This is a genomic window from Stagnihabitans lacustris (assembly GCF_025950525.1).
Lineage (GTDB): Bacteria > Pseudomonadota > Alphaproteobacteria > Rhodobacterales > Rhodobacteraceae > Stagnihabitans.
This window is the reverse complement of the sequence record NZ_JAPDGS010000002.1, coordinates 155,426-171,316: the sequence shown is the minus strand read 5'-3', so window position 1 is coordinate 171,316 and position 15,891 is coordinate 155,426. Positions and strand designations below refer to the sequence as shown.

Genomic DNA, 15,891 nt, shown 5'->3' with positions numbered 1-15,891 from the left:
CCAAAGATGCGACCAGCGGCGTCCTCGGACCTGACGCCCTGGTTGGCCCCCTGTGAATCCCCGCGGCCCCTGGCTAGACTGCAATAAACAGGAGCGCGCGATGACCATCACCCAGCAAGACGAACTCGACGGGCTGATGGCCATTGGCCGGATCGTCGCCAACACGCTGCAGGCCATGGGCAAGGCCATGGAGCCGGGCATGACCACGCGCGAACTGGATGCGCTTGGCCGGGCCATGCTGGACCGCGAGGGCGCGATCTCGGCGCCCGAGGCGAGCTACAACTTCCCCGGCGCCACCTGCATCAGCGTCAACGAAGAGATCGCCCATGGCATCCCGGGTGACAGGATCCTGTGCCGGGGTGATCTGGTGAACATTGACGTGTCGGCAAGCAAAGCGGGCTTCTTCGCAGACACCGGCGCCAGCTTTTGCCTTGGGCCAGTGCGGCCCAAGCTGCAGAGCCTTTGCCGCGACGGACGACGCGCGATGGAGATCGGCGTGACGCAGGTCGCGGCGGGCAGGCCCTTGGAGTCTATCGGCAATGCCATCGGCCGCTTTGCCACGGCGAGGGGCTATACTCTGATCCGCAATCTGGCGAGCCATGGGGTCGGCCGGGCGCTGCACGAGGCGCCCGATCAGATCGCCACCTGGCCCAACCGCGACCGCCGCAAGATGCATCGCGGCATGGTCCTGACGGTGGAGCCCTTTCTGGCCACGGGTGCCTTGTGGGCGGCTGAGGGGGATGACGCCTGGACGCTTTTGGCCGATCCCACCACGCCGGTGGTTCAATATGAACACACGGTCGTGGCGACCGAACGCGGCCCCTTGATCGTCACACTGCCCGGCTAAGCGCCTCTGCCGTCATTAAATGCACAAATGTGGCCGGGCAAAGGGGTCAACCCATGGCCCTCTTTGATTGATTGCGGATCTCTGAAGCTGACTTGGGTTGGACAAGTCCCTTTGGACTTGAATCGCTGCTGTCGAGGATTTTCGCAAACCTCCAAATAGGAGCTGAGCGAGTGCTTTCCGCACCTTGCAACGATCCGGGCCCATCGACGCGCTCGGCCCTTTGCGGGCACTCACTGGCGGGAAAAAGACTACCCCACCTTCTCACTCAAGGCCCAGCCTGCGCAGCGAAACGCTTCCGAATCCCCAGCCGCCCCCGATACGGCGGCGCTCTGAACATCCAGCGACAGTCCGGCCGAACTGAGAGAGGCGGCAATTTCCCTCTGAACTGACACGGTGGACCAATGCTGCCAAACCGGTCCGGTCTGGCCAGCCGGTTGACCGCTGCAAAGACGGTGAAACGCAAAAATGGCGGGCCGTACGGATCAACCCGACTGCCCCACTGCTCCATACAGCAGTTTTTCTCACTCGACAGAAGTGACAAAATTGACAGAACCAGGTGAGAGGGGCGCCGTGCATCTCTTGGTCACGGGGGGGCTGTCACTTTTGTCTTCTTGCCCGCAGAGCCCCATTCAGCCTTTCGCGAAGACGACAGGGTTGACGAGATAGAGGCGCGGTGGCGCCCCTCCGTTGGGTCCCGGGGAATGGGACGCGGGCCGGATGAGCTCTGCCTCTTCAAGCTTGCGCAGGGCGGGATCAAGGTCAGGCTTGCTTTCCAGCCCCTTGCGCCGGAGCCGTTGGATATCGCGAACGCTGAACCGCGGCTCCTTGCGTTCGGCCAGCAAGTCAAAATGCTGCCGGGCAGCCTTTTCGGATTTCGGCGGGCTGTCTTCGGCGAAGGTCGTGCGGGCCATGGGCAAGGCGTATTCTTTCAGGAAGGCTATAAACCTGCCGATGGCACCGAAGTGGATCGCGCGGGGCTCCACCTCGCCGGTCGCGGCCTATCAGAACCGTCGCCACCCTGATGGCAAGCCCCGGCAGCTTGCCGATGAAGGAGTGCAATATGCCGTCGGCGGTCGCCTCCAAGCCCCGGGTCTCATGACGCAAGATGTCTGGCAGATAAGTGAACGGCGCGACGACCGGATGCAGCCTGCCTTCCTCGTCTTGCTGCAGTTCCAGCGAAAGGAGACGCTCGTAAGCCGCTTGCAGGAAGCTGCCGTCATCCTGTTGGCAGGGGCGCTGGATGGGTGCGGGATTGGGCCAGAAGGTGAGGAAACGCGCGGTCAGCCCGTCGTTGTCGCTCTTCAGCAGCAGCGTGCGCAACCGAACCGGCTGGATCGACCCCAAGACTGCGATCGACAGATTTTGCAGGGTGACGCTCTCACGCCCCATCCTGTCAACCACACAGGGGCGCCCACCACAGGCCTCTTACCAGAAGCTCTGGTCCGTGCTGCCAGAATAGCGGGTCATCCCGGTGATCCAGGCTGACAGTTCGTCGCGGAAAAGCAGAAGCCCCCGCACCAAGCGCGAGAGATCGAAGGCCAGTTTCTCGATGGTCGCATTGTTCATCACGCGGCGCGCCGGACGCGGACCCGGGCCAGCATCGGCTTCAGCAGGCCGGTCAGGAACCGTATTTCCGGTCCTCATGGCCTGCTTGACCGCCTCTTTCCAGGTCAAATCGAAGATGGCGGCGACGTCAGCCTGTTCTTGCCACTTGCGCATCTCGGCCTCGATCTTGCGCAGGGGGTCGAGGATAGCATCCATGGCCGGGCTCTTGTTCATGCTGGGCGTGCCATTGTTCATCGCCCAAAGGATGGTGGATGCCCTCCGGCTCTGCCAGGGAGAGCCCCATTCGGGTTGGACGTCTTCAAGCTGCTGGATCATCACTGGCCGCCTTTCTGCATCAGCACATCGTTCCAATCGAGGCCGTCGGGCGCGGGCATCAAGCGCACCCTCCAGCCCAAGGCAGATGCACGGGTGGTCAGCTCCGTGGCAGCGGTCCTGCCCGCCACATCACCGTCTGATGCGATGATGAGGGAGCCCGGGCGGTCTGGCAGAGACAAACCCGCCATCCCCGGCAGACCACAGACGCATGGGCCAAAGACGCAAGCCACAGGCGAGGCTCAGGGCCGTCGCGATCCCCTCAGCCACGACGAGCGGCCCCGGACCATCCAGAAGCCGAACGGCACTCCCTTTGACGGGCCCGGGCATGGCCTTGTTGGGGTCCAGTTTGGCCTTGCCGGTGCCATCCTGTTTGATCCCGGTCCGATGCAGGGCAGGCAAAGCGCCGCCCTTGACGAACCCCAACATCGCAGGACCGTGCCGGGCGCTCGGCCCGCGCCATGCCGCAGGGTGGAAGCGGAGGTCCTGGACCGAGGCGCCATCGAGATTGCGGCCCCGCAAATAGACCTCGGCCGGCGTGCCCCGGATCGGCAGCGCCGCCCGCCAAAGCGCCAAGGCCTGGCGGGCGCGCTTCACGGCCTCGGCCCGCGCCTCGGCCTCAGCCCGGGCCAATTCCGCCGCATTGGCGCGTTTGAAGGTGCCGGGGACCAGTCCCAACGCCTTCGCGAGGTCCTTGAAGCGGCAACCCGCCTTCTTGCAATGGACGAGGAGCTTCTGATCCAAGGCTTCAGACAGGGTCAAAGCGTTCTGCCTCTGATGTCGTTCAGGCTGACAGATCGGGCAAGGTGCCGTGCCGTAACGCCCGTACCAATGGCCGCCGAGAGAGGAGGTCATCTCGCTGGCGCTGTTCATCGCTGGTCCCTCGGCAAACAGTTGCAGCCAAAGACCGGGACAGGCCCCAATGGCGGACGAAGCGCGCCATTCCAAGCGATGCTGTGATGTCTGCGCCCATATCCAATTGGCTCATCAAGGTCATGGTGCAGGCGATCAATCCGTCGGGCCGGTCATGGAAGAGCGCCGTTCGAAGCGTTCCTCGGGGCGTTCCCGGGTGTCAAAAGGCGGCCGCAGGTTCATGCCTTTCAACATGCCAGCCTGTTGACAAATGTTGACTTTGGAGCGGCAGATTTCGGCCTCGCTGAACAAGGCAGGGTCGGCAGCCGTGACACCCCAGCCAGAGGCACTGCAAGCCGGATCGGGGGGGGCAGTCTGTGCGGAGTTCAATCTTCTTCAACCTCTTCCATGAGAAGGGGCGGGCTGGACGTGCCATCTTCGCAGGTGTTTTGGCTGCCGAAGATGGAAGCCGCCGCCCGTGCAGAGGGTGGCGGCTTTCCTCCAGCGGGAGTGCGTTTGGCCTTGGCGCGCTCAATCACGGCAATCAGCTCGGATTGCGGCCAACGGCTCATGCCGCCAAGCTTCACGGCCTTCGGCAAGGTGCCTTGGGACACCCAACGCCAAAAGGTCGGAACTGAGATCTGGAGGAGGGCCGCGCCCTCGCGGGCGGTCAAAAGCGGGTCGGTCATCTAATGGCTCCATTTGAACCGACATGGAACGACAAATGATGAAATGAAAGCTGCGTGAATGGCTGGACTGGATCGGAAAACCTACCCACCCCAGCGTTCCGGTCAACCTGAGGAGTCCTCTAGGGACGTCTGACAAGGGACGTCTGACAAGGGACGTCTGACAAGGGACGTCTGACAAGGGACGTCGGCCTTCAGTTTCTTCAATGGAGTCCTGAACTGATTTATGTGGGCGTCTGCGGAACTCACATCTAGTCTAGCCGAGGCGCTGCGCCGGTTGGAGTCCAATTGACGACCGTGGCAACTCTTTCTTTCGCAGACTGGGAGATCGGCTCCTTCCCCTTCCAAGCTGAGTGATTTCGTTCGATCCATTCGGTGATCGCAGCCTTGCTGCTGCGCCTGAATATGTGCCCTTCTTCGAAGGCTCGCCAAGCAGAGACGTCCAGGGGAAGCTCTGGGGCAAAGTGGGGATGCTCAAATTGCATAAAGGTCTCTGGCACGGCCTGTAGGGATTCGATTTCAGGTTCGCCAAGAGGGCCTGCGAACAAAAAGCCCTTCGTCCAACCCTGGTTTCTTAGCCAATCCTTTTTGTCCTCAACAGCGGCCGTAGTCTTGCCCCAATCAGGTTCCTTCTCAATATAGACTTTCCCGCTTTCAGCATGTCCCACCCCATCTGCCCTTTCGATCAAACGCCAAAGATCGGGGTCAGAAAAACCCAAACGTGGCTTCGAATCCATTGGGACAGTAAGCGGAATGGTTGGCCGAATACCTGACTCGTGCGAGAAGTTTGCCTTCAACCACGGCAGTCCGCAGGGCAGCAGACATTGCGATGAAGCCAGGGGGCCAATGTCCGCTTGACGGCGATTGCGCGTCCAAACTGTCAAATTCCCAATCTTCCGCTCTGGGATCACCATCGGCCATTGGTATTGCGGCATCCTCAATCGAAAAACCGGACGCAAGCCGCCAAATCCAGAGTAAATCCTCATTGGTCATCTCGATTATCTCTTTCTATGCCTATTTGTCTTGACCCGTCACCTGCTTTACCCAGCGCGCCATTAAGACGCGCCTTTGATCAAGATAATCCGTCCGGCGACAAGCCCGCTGGACCGTGCCGCCCACGACATGGGCCAGGCAGCTTTCGACCACCTCATGGGGCGCGTCGGTGGCCTCGGCCAGCCAATTGCGCAGGCTAGAGCGGAAGCCGTGCGGGCGGGCTGCCACCCCCATCCGCTCCATGAGTCGTCCCATGGTCATGTCCGAGATTACGCCCTCTTTGACGCCGGGGAACGGAAGCCCTCCCGGGCCAGGGGCTTGGCTTGGTCGATTATCGCCAGAGCGGACACCTGTCAGGATGAGAAGCCGCAAGGCCAGGTGGGGGATGGAGCCGTCTGACGGGCTGGCATCCAAGGCGGGCACCTCTGGCCAGGGGACAGAGGGCACGTTCCGGACCTTATGCCGCTGCCTGCCCAGAAGCACCTTCGCCTTTTCGGTGGCCTGCAAGTCCACGTCGAGGCCCAGCGCCGCGGCATGGGTCAAGCAGATCCCCAAGCGGTTGAGGGCCTTCTTCGCGGTGTCGGCTTTCGTGTGCCAGATCGGCGCCAGAGTGTCGCGAATATCGGTCTGGTCAATGTCGGCCACGGGCACCTTACCCAGCTTTGGCAGAACGAGAAGCGCCCACGGAGAACCAACGCCCGGCCTCTCCATCACCCTTCAATTCGGCTTTGCGGCTGTTGAAGGCGTCCTCGGCACTGTCTTTCTGCAGGTGGAGGTTGCGCAGAGCCTCGCGCCGATCCTTTTCGCGTTGATTGATCGGGTCCACCTCTTGAGCCACCAGAGCCCGCCATTTAGAAGCCGCCGTCCTTGCATCCTATAGGCTAACGTCTTGGGTGGAGCCCAGACCCATTTCCCGCCGCCGCCCGTGAACCGTGACGCGCAAGACCCATTGGCCTTTGCTGCCCTCACGTTGATGGAGCCAAAGCCCGCCGCCGTCGCTATTCTTGCCAGGCTTGGAAGTTTTCGCCTCTTGGGCGGTCAACTTGTTCAGGGATGTGCGATCTTCCTGTCCACCCGTTTATCCACCTTTGACTTTAGGACCGGATGAGAGGGACTGTAGCGGATAGAAGACGTTGTAAGTCGGGTTCGGTCGAGGTCTGGTGTTTGATTAGACCTGAGAAGGACCAATATGGTGCTTCGTTGCCCATCTCCGGCACCAGTCGCCACAATAGCCGCGCCTCCGCAATGATGGCGCGGTTTATCTTGCGGTATATAATGCCGGTTTGCAGGCCTGACCATCAAGTTTTCAGCTTGCATTGGATAAAGAAAAGGAGTCCTAGTGGTTGAAAGCCGACAGTCGCTTAACCCATGCCACGCCCGACCCCGATCTTCTTCACCAGCCGCAGGATTTGATCCATTCCCTATCGTTGACGGGTCATTTCAACCCTGACGAAGGGTCGTCTGGATGCCCACCAACAGAGGATGGCTAAACCGCCAATGGCTCGATTTCATTCGCGAATTCCTCAACTCTGGCCAGATTTCGGCTCCAAACAGGACCGAAACTTATCCCAGAGGCGCGAATTCTTTCAAATACGTTTATTTCGCCGCACAATAGTCGTGCTATGGCAAAAGCCTCCGCCCCGCCGTATGGGATTCCATAGTAATTCTCGGTCAAGTTCTCAATTTTATAGGATCGCGGCAACGATTCCAAAAAAGAACGCTCAGAGGAAATATCGTAATCTGATAATACAATAGCATCGACAGTTTTCCTAAGCTCTGCAAGGAATAAAGGCAACTCGTTCTTTTGATAACAACCCTTTTCTCGCGGCAGCTCCTTGACCTCGAGCTCTATGAATTCCAGATTGGCCGAGTTGAAGCGTTCTTTCCAGAGTGATGATCGCCTATCCTTCACACCACACCCTCTCATCTGCAAATTGATCTGCGCAGGACCTGAGCCTGGTTTTCCAAAAATCTGAGCGAATACTTTCCGTGTAGAAGCGGACTCCAAAGGTGCCTTTGGCTGCAATGCGCAGAATTTTCCCCCATCCGTGAATGTGAAAATCGGATCAAGGTATTGCGCAACACCAAAGCAGAGTTTCTTGGCATAACGCAAGCCAGACCTTCTCACCTCCCACCCTGTACCCAGAGAATCTTTTTCCGTTTCCATGAAAATGCACAGGATTTCAGATTTCAAATACGAGGTCATGATTTATTTCGTCTTTCTTGCCAGCAGATCGCCGGACGCCACCAGGAAAAATTGATCCTTGCTGGAATTATGGCAGCTCTTGAGCGGGTAAAATCACAGGCCCTGCATTGATTGTAAATCAAACCCGCGGTTCCCGTCGTGATTTCAAGGCCAACAACGCCCGTGGCTTTGGGGAAAGGAAGGCGGAAGCCGGTCCATCCGGGCTTCGGTCAGCCGGCACGGGTTGCTCCCCAATCAGGTCTCCTGACCGACCATGAAGACACGCGCCCGGCATCATGAATGGCTCCTGACCCTAGACCCGGACGGCAAAGGCCTGTTGGTCGCCGACGCCAAAAACGCGCTTATACCGCGCGATCTCTTCGGCCGGGCCCATCGCTTTATTGGGGTTGTCCGACAGTTTCACCGTCGGGCGCCCATTGGCCGAGACCGCCTTGCAGACCAGGCTAAAGGGGGCCAGCCCGTCGTTCGGCGACAGGCCGACGAAGTCGTTGGTCAGCATCGTCCCCCAGCCGAACGAGACCTTGCAACGCCCGGCAAAGCGCGCTTGCAGGGTCTCGATTTCGGTCACATCCAGCCCATCCGAGAAGATGATCAGCTTTTGCCGCGGGTCCTCGCCGCGGGCCTGCCACCAGGCGATGGCGTTTTCCGCGCCCTCGGCTGGGTCGCCGCTGTCGATACGGATGCCGGTCCAAGAGGCAAGCCAATCCGGCGCGCGGTCCAAAAATCCTTTGGTTCCAAAGGTATCGGGCAAGATGATGCGTAGGTTGCCCTCATGCTCTTCCTGCCAATCGGCCAAGACCTGATAGGGGGCGCGGGCCAGTTCGGCATCGTTGCGGGCCAGTGCGGAATAGATCATCGGCAGCTCATGGGCATTGGTGCCGATGGCCTCGATGTCGCGGCGCTGCGCAATAAGGCAGTTGGAGGTGCCGGTGAACTTCGTGCCCAGCCCCTCCATCATGGCCTGAACCGCCCAGTCCTGCCACAGGAAAGAATGGCGCCGCCGCGTGCCGAAATCCGCGATCTTGAGGTCGGGGATCTGGCGCAGGCGGGTGATCTTTTCCCACATCTTGGTCATGGCGCGGGCGTAAAGCACTTCCAGCTCGAACCGGCCCAAGGTGCGCAGGACGGCCCTGCCCCGCAGCTCCATCAGCACGGCCAGCGCGGGAATTTCCCACAACATGACCTCGTGCCAGCGGCCCTCGAATGTCAGCTCGAACTGGCCGTCGCGCTTTTCCAGGTGATAGGGCGGCAGGCGCAGGGCCTCGAACCACTCCATGAAATCGGGGCGGAACATTTGGCGTTTGCCATAGAACATATTGCCGCGCAGCCAGGTGCTTTCGCCCCGCGACAGCGAGAGGCTGCGCACATGATCCAGCTGCTCGCGCAACTCGCCCTCGTCGATCAACTCGGCCAGGCGGATCTTGGAGGACCGGTTCAAAAGCGAGAATTGCACCGTCGTATCCGGCTTGTTGCGGAAAATCGACTGGCACATCAGCAGCTTGTAAAAGTCCGTGTCGATCAGGGACCGGACGATCGGGTCGATCTTCCAGCGGTGGTTCCAGACACGGGTGGCAATTTCGACCATGGATGGGCTCCTTCGGGCAGCACCATGGCACCGGGGCGGGCCAAGGTCAAATCAGCCGGTGTCGCGCAGGGGTTCGCCCGAGCAATGGTGGGCGATGGCGGACAGAAGGTCCTGTTTGCTCAGGGGTTTCACCAGAAAGCCGTCCATCCCGGCGGCCAGGCAGGCGGCGCGGTCCTCGCCAAAGGCATTGGCGGTCAGGGCCAGCACCGGGCAATGCGGCAAGCCGCCCTCTGCCTCGGCCAAACGGATGTCGCGCGTCGCCTGCAGCCCGTCCTTTTTCGGCATCAGCACATCCATCAGCACCAGATCGGGCTGGGTTTCATGCCACAGGCGCAAGGCTTCCTCGCCATCCTCGGCCTCGATCAGGGCGGCGACCTGATCTTTCAACATCTTACGCAGGATCATCATGTTGGTGCGGTTGTCCTCGGCCACGAGGATGCGCAGGCCCGGGCGCAGTTCGGTCTTGGCGGCGGCCGTGGCCTCGACCGGGGCCAGGCCAGTCAGCGGCATCGCGACGCGCAGGGTAAAGGTCGAGCCATGGCCGATTTCCGACCGCACCGAGATCCCGCCGCCCATCCGTTCCGCCAGCATGGACGAGATCGTCAACCCAAGCCCCGTGCCACCGAATTGCCGGCTGATGCCGTTGTCAGCCTGGGCAAAGCTTTCAAAGATGCGCTGGATGCGGTCGGGCGCGATGCCGATCCCGGTGTCCTGCACGGCGATTTCCAGCATCTGACCGGGCACGCAGGGCGGGCGGACTTTCAGAACCACTTCGCCCGCCAGGGTGAATTTCACCGCATTTCCCACAAGATTCACCAGAATCTGCCGCAACTTGCCCTCGTCGCCCAGAACGGCAGCAGGCCCCTCCATCTCGATCCGCAGGGCGATGCCCTTTTTGGCGGCAACCGGGGTCAGGATGCGGACCACGCCTTCGACCATGGCGCGCAGGTCGAAGGGCCGCGCCTCCAGCGCAGAGCTGCCGGACTGCAACTTGGCCAAGTCAAGGATATCATTTATGATTTCCAGAAGCAGTCGCCCCGAATCCAGGATCGTTTCGACGTAATCGCGCTGCGTCGCGTTCAGCCTTGTCTGGGACAAAAGCTCTGCCACGCCGATGACGCCATTCATCGGCGTGCGAATTTCGTGGCTCATGTTGGCCAGGAATCGCGACTTGGATTGCACCGCCTCTTCGGCGACCAGGCGTGCCCGCGCCAGTTCGGCTTCGCGCGCCTTGGCCTCGGTGATGTCGCGTTCGACGGCAATCCAATGGACCAGCGCGCCATCCTCGGCAAAGATCGGCGTGATCGAGGTTTCGACCCAGAAGAGCCGCCCCGACTTGCCACGGTTCAAGATCTCGGCCCGGACAGGTTGCTGTCGTCGCCGCGCCTCAACCAAGCGCGAGGTTGTGGCGCCATCCGTCTCGTCGGCGTTCAACACCTCTGCCGGAAGCTGTCCCATGACTTCGGACAATGTATAGCCGGTGATCCGCGTGAAGGCGTCATTGACCCAGGCGATGCGGCCATCTGGCGCACAAAGCAGAATGGAATCATTGGCATAGCGCGCCACCAGGGCCAGCCTTTGACTGTCGCGCGCGGATTTCGCCAGCTCTGCCCGGGCCAGGTCCTGTTCCTGCTGATGGCGCAAAAGCCGGTATTCCGACAGGCGGCGGTGTTCGTGATTGCGCTGCGCGGTCAGGATGAAAAGCGCGGCCAGAATCGCCAAAAGCAGGAAAGAGACCGCCATATACATATGGTCCTTGCTGACCCCGCCGGGGGTCTGCGCCATCTCCCAGGTGTTCAGCAAGACGCCGGCGGTCAGATAGATCGCCACCCGCAAATCGGCGATTTGCGGCAGATGCAGCCGCCCATAGCCCGCGTTGATGATCGCCCCGGCAAGAAAGACCGCGGCAAAGAACTGGATTCCGTGGTCGACCGAATGGCTCCAGGCGAGGTCGACGCTGGCCACCAGGGTCAGCGCCTGCACCACGGTGAACAGGGCGATGACGCGCAAAGGCCGGCGGCTTTGCACCCCGCGGGCGATGTCGCGTTCGGTCCATGCAATCGCGGTGCGCAGGCCAAGCGCGTCGAAGGCCTCTCCGACCATGCTGAGCAAAGCCAGCAAAAGCGCGAGGTTAGGGCTTTCCAGCATGGCCAGAACGGCGACGCCATAAAAGGTCAGGGCCAGCCGCATCGGAAAGGCCCGCAGACGCCCATGGGCAAAGCTCAGCAGACGGCCTTGCGGGCTCATCCGGTGTTCCAGCCGTTTCAGATCCAAAAGGACCTCGGAATCGTCGTCTTCCATGCCCACCTTCCGCAGTTCCCTGCAGGGTAAGGCAATGACCCTAATAGGGAATTAACCGAAGACCACGCCGGCGTCGGCCATCGCCTGCATTTGCCGCGCCAGCGAACCCGCAAGGTCGATGGCCCGGCAGGCCTGGGGCAGGACCGTGACGTCGAAGCCCAGCGCGCGGGCGTCCAGGGCGGAAAAGGCCACGCAATAATCGGTGGCCAGCCCCACCAGCGTCAGCCGCGTGATCCCGCGGCCACGCAAATAGAACTCCAGCCCGGTCGGCGTCGTCTTGTCATTCTCGAAGAAGGCCGAATAGCTGTCGACCGCGGCGCGAAAGCCTTTGCGCAGGATCAGTTGCGCCGGATCGGTGCGCAGGCCGGCATGGAACTCTGCCCCCTTTGTCCCCTGCACACAATGCGCAGGCCACAGCGTCTGCGGCCCGTAAGGCATTGCGATTTCAGTGAAAGCCTGGGCGCCCGGATGGTTCGCGGCAAAGGAGGAATGGTCGGCCGGGTGCCAATCCTGGGTCAGAACCACCGTATCGAAACGGTCCATCAGCGCGTTGATCGGCGCCACGACCTGATCTCCGCCCGTCACCGGCAGATCCCCCCCGGGGCAGAAGTCGTTTTGCACGTCGATGACGATCAGCGCTTCGGTCATGGCGGTCTCCTTTGGCCCAAGAGTGCCGCGACGCCGCGCCACAGGCAAGAGGCTGGACCTTGACCTTCCGCGGGTTTATCTGGCCCGCATGTATATCGTCGCGGCGCTTTATCACTTTACCGACTTCCCCGACCCCGATGGCTTGCGTCCGGGGTTGAAGGCGCTTTGCGCGGATCAGGGCGTCATGGGCTCGCTGCTTTTGGCGACCGAGGGGATCAACGGCACGATTGCCGGCACGCGCGACGGGATCGACGCGGTGATCGCCCATATCCGCGCGCTGGCAGGCTGCGCCGATCTGGTCTGGAAGGAAAGTCCTTCTGAAACAATGCCCTTCCCCCGCATGAAGGTGAAACTCAAGGCCGAGATCGTGACCCTGGGCGTGAAGGGTGTCGATCCGCGGGCCAAGGTCGGGCGCCATGTCCCGCCGCGCGACTGGAACGCCCTGATCCGCGCGCCCGATGTCGTGGTGATCGACACCCGCAACGATTACGAGGTCGAGGTGGGGACCTTCACCGGCGCCATCGACCCCAAGACCACGAAATTCCGCGACTTTCCGGCCTGGTGGCAGGCGCATCGCGACGACTTCGCGGGCAAAAAGGTCGCGATGTTCTGCACCGGCGGCATCCGCTGCGAGAAATCGACCAACTACCTGCTGGGCCAAGGCGTGGCCGAGGTTTTTCACCTGCAAGGCGGCATCCTGAAATACCTGGAGGAGGTGCCAGAGGCCGACAGCCTTTGGCAGGGCGAATGTTTCGTCTTTGATCACCGGATTGCGGTGGGTCATGGGTTGGCGCAGGGCAAGACCGGCATGTGCATGGAGTGCGGGCGGCCGGTGCCTGTGGGCGCCACACACCATTGCCCGAAATCACAAAACGGAATTTGACCTTGGCCGGTCAAGGCGTCAGTTTGGCCGCCTTCTCAGGAGCTCGCCCCATGTCGTCGTTGGCCAGACCTTCCGTCTTCAACCCCATCCTTATCGCCGGCTGCGTCGTCCTGATGCTGAACTTCGCGATCCGCGCCAGTTTTGGCGTCTTCCAGCTGCCGATCCATGACGCCTTCGGCTGGCCGCGGTCGGATTTCTCGATGGCGATTGCGATTCAGAACCTGGCCTGGGGCATCGGCCAGCCGATCTTTGGCGCCCTGGCCGAGCGGTTTGGCGACCGCCGCGCCATCATCGCAGGCGCGCTGATGTATGCGCTGGGGCTGGTCCTGTCGTCGTTCGCCACCACGCCGGGCGCGATGCAAGGGCTGGAGGTGCTGGTGGGCTTTGGCATCGCGGGCACCGGCTTTGGCGTCATCCTCGCCATCGTCGGCCGCGCCAGCCACCCTGAAAACCGGTCCATGGCCCTTGGCATCGCCACGGCGGCGGGCTCGGCGGGCCAGGTGGTCGGCGCGCCCACCGCGCAGGCGCTGTTGCATTACTTCCCCTGGACCACGGTCTTCGTGATCTTTGCCGCCGTGATCCTTTGCGCCCTTTTCGCCCTGCCCTTCCTGCGCGCCCAGGCCCCCGCCAGCAAAGCCGAGCTGCAAGAGAGCCTGGGCACCGTCCTGATCCGCGCCTTCAAGGACCCGTCTTACGCCATGATCTTCATGGGGTTTTTCTCTTGCGGCTATCAGCTGGCCTTTATCACCGCGCATTTTCCGGCCTTTGTCACCGAGGCCTGTGCGGCCATCGACCCGAATGGCGTGCTGGCCGGGATGGGGATTTCGACGACCTCGACTCTGGGAGCGGTTTCGATCTCGTTGATCGGGCTGTTCAACATCATGGGGTCGATCTATGCGGGCGCCCTGGGCAAGCGGTTTACCAAGAAATACCTGCTGGCGGGGATCTATACCGCGCGCACCATCGCCTCGGCGGCCTTTATCATGGCGCCGATGACGCCCTTTACCGTGCTGGCGTTTTCCGCCGTCATGGGTGCGCTGTGGTTGGCCACCGTGCCCCTGACCTCTGGCCTTGTCGCCCATCTGTTCGGCATCCGTTACATGGGGACGCTGTATGGTTTCGTCTTTCTGTCGCACCAGTTGGGCAGCTTTCTGGGCGTCTGGCTGGGCGGGCGGATGTATGACCTGACGGGGAATTACACCGTCGTCTGGTGGGTTGGCATCGGCGTCGGCGCCTTTTCCGCGCTGATCCACTTGCCGATCCGCGAGAACCGCAGCGCCGTTCCGGCATGAACCGGCTGGGGTTTCTATGGGCGCGGACCCTGCGGCAAGAGGACCCCTTGGCGGCGCTGTCGCAGGGCCTGAACCTCGCCGGGCATGTGGCGCTGGTCGGCAATGCGCGGTCCTTGACCGGGGCGGGCGCGCAGATTGACGCGGCCGGGACCGTGGTGCGAATCAACCGCGCGCCGATGCCAAGCGCGCAAAGCCACGGGACGCGGACCGACATGCTTGCGCTTGCGACCGGACTGCCCGCCGCCGACCTGGCGCGGCTGCGGCCCGGCCGGGTCCTGTGGATGAGCCCCAAGCGCAAGCGCCTGACCTGGGCCCTGGCCTCCAGCCCGGGGTTCTATCTGCATCCGTTGCAGGACATCGCCCGCCTGCGCCAGACCCTTGGCGCGCCGCCTACGACGGGGCTGATGATGATCGACCTTCTGGCGCGGTCGCGGGCGGAACGGGTGGACCTTTGGGGCTTTGACTTCTTTGCCTCTTTGTCCTTGTCAGGACGCAGGACCGCGGCGCAGGTGCCCCATGACTTTGCCGCCGAAAAGGCCTTTGTTCAGGCGCTGATCACCCGCGACCGCCGCTTTGTGCTTCACTCTCCGGCGGGCTGAACCAACAGGATCTTCAGGTCCTGATCCGGGGTGAAATCGGTCTTTTCGACAACGAAGGTGGTCGGCCCGGTCTTTTCCACCCCATCCGCGCACAGCGAAATCACGTTGCGCGCCTCGCCCTTGTCCAGCGTCAGGGTGAACCGCCCAATCGGCCCGGCCCAGGAATTCGCCGTCCGCAAGACATAGTCGATGTTATAGGCCATGCCCCAGGCGCCGTCCTGTGCATCGGGGCGGGCCAGGGCCTTGTAAATCGCCTTCGAGGTCCCCGCGTCGATGCAATAGGTCCGGGCGATGTCCTTCAGGTAATCCTGTTCCGGCGGGTCCTCCCAACCAAAGACGCCGCCGGTGGGGCGGTTTTCATAATCGTGATGGACTTTCGTCACAGCCCCCGCCTTGAAGGTCTGAGTCCAGTGATACCGCAGAACGACCGACCAATTCGGGTAAAGGTCAAAGCCCGCGCCGTCGTCATAGTCGCCGATCACGCCTTCGGCCAAAAGCGCATCGCGGGCGGCGGCGGGAAGGGCGTTGACCTCCTCCCAGGCCTTGCCGCCATCCAGCGTGACACTCATGCCATGGGCGGCCAAAAGCGCTGTCACATCGCGGCCGGGCGTGTCATATTGCGCGGCGGACGACAGGTCCCACCAGGCCTCGGGCAGGATCACCGCCAGCCGGTCGATTTGCACCTTGATCGGGACGCCATCGACCACGGCCTTGAAATCAATCAGGTTCTCGCGGTCGGTATCTTCGGGCAGGTTCCACATCCCGTTGATCAGATCGCCCATCGGCACCGGGGGAAGCGGAAAGATCACCTCGCCGGTGACATCCGTGTCGCCAAGGGTGCGAAAGGTGTAATCGACCGCAATCCGGTCGAGGCCGATCATCAGATCCTCGGTCTCCATCGCGACCTGGTCGGTCTGGCCAAAGGTCAGACCCGTGGCGGAAAAGCCACCAAACCCGTCGTTGGCCATCACCGGCCCCGCCAAAAGCACCACACAGAAAACCCGTTTCATCGCAAACTCCCTTTTGTCACGGAAGGGCAACCCGCCCGCCCAAGCGCAACGAATCCGCTTTCCCCCGCGCCCTATTCACGTTATGCGAGCCCGTCTTTCATGTCGAAAGTT

At 61.9% G+C, this 15,891-nt stretch carries 17 protein-coding genes and 1 pseudogene; 4 read left to right on the top strand and 14 right to left on the bottom strand.

The annotated features are described in order from the left end of the window. The first annotated feature begins 100 nt into the window (after positions 1 to 100). A complete protein-coding gene (gene map, locus NX862_RS05405; protein ID WP_264492864.1) occupies positions 101 to 847 on the top strand; it encodes a type I methionyl aminopeptidase in 747 nt (248 codons plus the stop codon). Positions 848 to 1,476: 629 nt separating this feature from the next. Here the strand turns inward: map and NX862_RS05400 are convergent. The 13 genes and pseudogenes from NX862_RS05400 to pncA form a co-directional block, all read right to left on the bottom strand. Then, entirely contained in the window at positions 1,477 to 1,758 is a 282-nt protein-coding gene (locus tag NX862_RS05400; RefSeq protein WP_264492863.1) for a hypothetical protein, read from the bottom strand. Then, positions 1,691 to 2,728, bottom strand: a pseudogene (locus NX862_RS05395) (DUF3987 domain-containing protein). The gene NX862_RS05400 and the pseudogene NX862_RS05395 overlap by 68 nt, the downstream one beginning before the upstream one ends. Continuing rightward, complete coding sequence (locus NX862_RS19440; RefSeq protein WP_413694537.1) at positions 2,728 to 2,916, bottom strand: toprim domain-containing protein; 189 nt, start codon at positions 2,914 to 2,916, stop codon at positions 2,728 to 2,730. Before NX862_RS19440 ends, NX862_RS05395 begins: the two are co-directional and overlap by 1 nt. Beyond that, positions 2,858 to 3,580 (bottom strand): DUF7146 domain-containing protein, encoded by a 723-nt coding sequence (locus tag NX862_RS05390; RefSeq protein ID WP_264492862.1) that lies wholly within the window; start codon positions 3,578 to 3,580, stop codon positions 2,858 to 2,860. The genes NX862_RS19440 and NX862_RS05390 overlap by 59 nt, the downstream gene beginning before the upstream one ends. A gap of 383 nt (positions 3,581 to 3,963) precedes the next feature. Further along, positions 3,964 to 4,266, bottom strand: a complete 303-nt coding sequence (locus NX862_RS05385; RefSeq protein WP_264492861.1) for a helix-turn-helix transcriptional regulator — start codon at positions 4,264 to 4,266, stop codon at positions 3,964 to 3,966. 248 nt (positions 4,267 to 4,514) lie between these two features. Beyond that, positions 4,515 to 5,249, bottom strand: a complete 735-nt coding sequence (locus tag NX862_RS05380; protein WP_264492860.1) for a hypothetical protein — start codon at positions 5,247 to 5,249, stop codon at positions 4,515 to 4,517. Between the two features lie 28 nt (positions 5,250 to 5,277). After that, positions 5,278 to 5,901 (bottom strand): tyrosine-type recombinase/integrase, encoded by a 624-nt coding sequence (locus tag NX862_RS05375; RefSeq protein WP_319800865.1) that lies wholly within the window; start codon positions 5,899 to 5,901, stop codon positions 5,278 to 5,280. Positions 5,902 to 5,908: 7 nt separating this feature from the next. After that, positions 5,909 to 6,094: a hypothetical protein gene (locus NX862_RS19375; protein WP_319800864.1), complete on the bottom strand. Its 186-nt coding sequence runs from the start codon at positions 6,092 to 6,094 to the stop codon at positions 5,909 to 5,911. Between the two features lie 36 nt (positions 6,095 to 6,130). Next, positions 6,131 to 6,298: an Arm DNA-binding domain-containing protein gene (locus NX862_RS19435; protein WP_413694536.1), complete on the bottom strand. Its 168-nt coding sequence runs from the start codon at positions 6,296 to 6,298 to the stop codon at positions 6,131 to 6,133. Between the two features lie 444 nt (positions 6,299 to 6,742). Then, positions 6,743 to 7,462: a hypothetical protein gene (locus NX862_RS05370; RefSeq protein WP_264492859.1), complete on the bottom strand. Its 720-nt coding sequence runs from the start codon at positions 7,460 to 7,462 to the stop codon at positions 6,743 to 6,745. 292 nt (positions 7,463 to 7,754) lie between these two features. Continuing rightward, on the bottom strand, positions 7,755 to 9,047 hold the full coding sequence (gene pncB, locus NX862_RS05365) for a nicotinate phosphoribosyltransferase (RefSeq protein WP_264492858.1): 1,293 nt from the start codon (positions 9,045 to 9,047) through the stop codon (positions 7,755 to 7,757). 51 nt (positions 9,048 to 9,098) lie between these two features. Next, complete coding sequence (locus NX862_RS05360; protein ID WP_264492857.1) at positions 9,099 to 11,348, bottom strand: hybrid sensor histidine kinase/response regulator; 2,250 nt, start codon at positions 11,346 to 11,348, stop codon at positions 9,099 to 9,101. A 51-nt stretch (positions 11,349 to 11,399) separates the two neighbouring features. Beyond that, positions 11,400 to 11,996, bottom strand: a complete 597-nt coding sequence (gene pncA, locus NX862_RS05355; RefSeq protein ID WP_264492856.1) for a bifunctional nicotinamidase/pyrazinamidase — start codon at positions 11,994 to 11,996, stop codon at positions 11,400 to 11,402. Between the two features lie 88 nt (positions 11,997 to 12,084). Here pncA and trhO point away from each other — a divergent pair, with 88 nt between their 5' ends. From trhO to NX862_RS05340, 3 genes are read left to right on the top strand one after another with little or no spacing between them, the layout of a single operon-like run. Then, positions 12,085 to 12,879 carry an oxygen-dependent tRNA uridine(34) hydroxylase TrhO gene (gene trhO, locus NX862_RS05350; RefSeq protein ID WP_264493462.1) on the top strand — a complete coding sequence of 265 codons (795 nt, stop codon included), beginning with the start codon at positions 12,085 to 12,087 and terminating at the stop codon, positions 12,877 to 12,879. A 50-nt stretch (positions 12,880 to 12,929) separates the two neighbouring features. Beyond that, positions 12,930 to 14,171 (top strand): MFS transporter, encoded by a 1,242-nt coding sequence (locus NX862_RS05345; RefSeq protein WP_413694535.1) that lies wholly within the window; start codon positions 12,930 to 12,932, stop codon positions 14,169 to 14,171. Beyond that, positions 14,168 to 14,770 carry a glycosyltransferase family 29 protein gene (locus tag NX862_RS05340; protein WP_264492855.1) on the top strand — a complete coding sequence of 201 codons (603 nt, stop codon included), beginning with the start codon at positions 14,168 to 14,170 and terminating at the stop codon, positions 14,768 to 14,770. Before NX862_RS05345 ends, NX862_RS05340 begins: the two co-directional genes overlap by 4 nt. Here NX862_RS05340 and NX862_RS05335 read toward each other — a convergent pair. Then, on the bottom strand, positions 14,752 to 15,780 hold the full coding sequence (locus NX862_RS05335) for a DUF4424 family protein (RefSeq protein WP_264492854.1): 1,029 nt from the start codon (positions 15,778 to 15,780) through the stop codon (positions 14,752 to 14,754). The two genes, NX862_RS05340 and NX862_RS05335, sit on opposite strands and share 19 nt — an antisense overlap. Between the last annotated feature and the right edge of the window lie 111 nt (positions 15,781 to 15,891).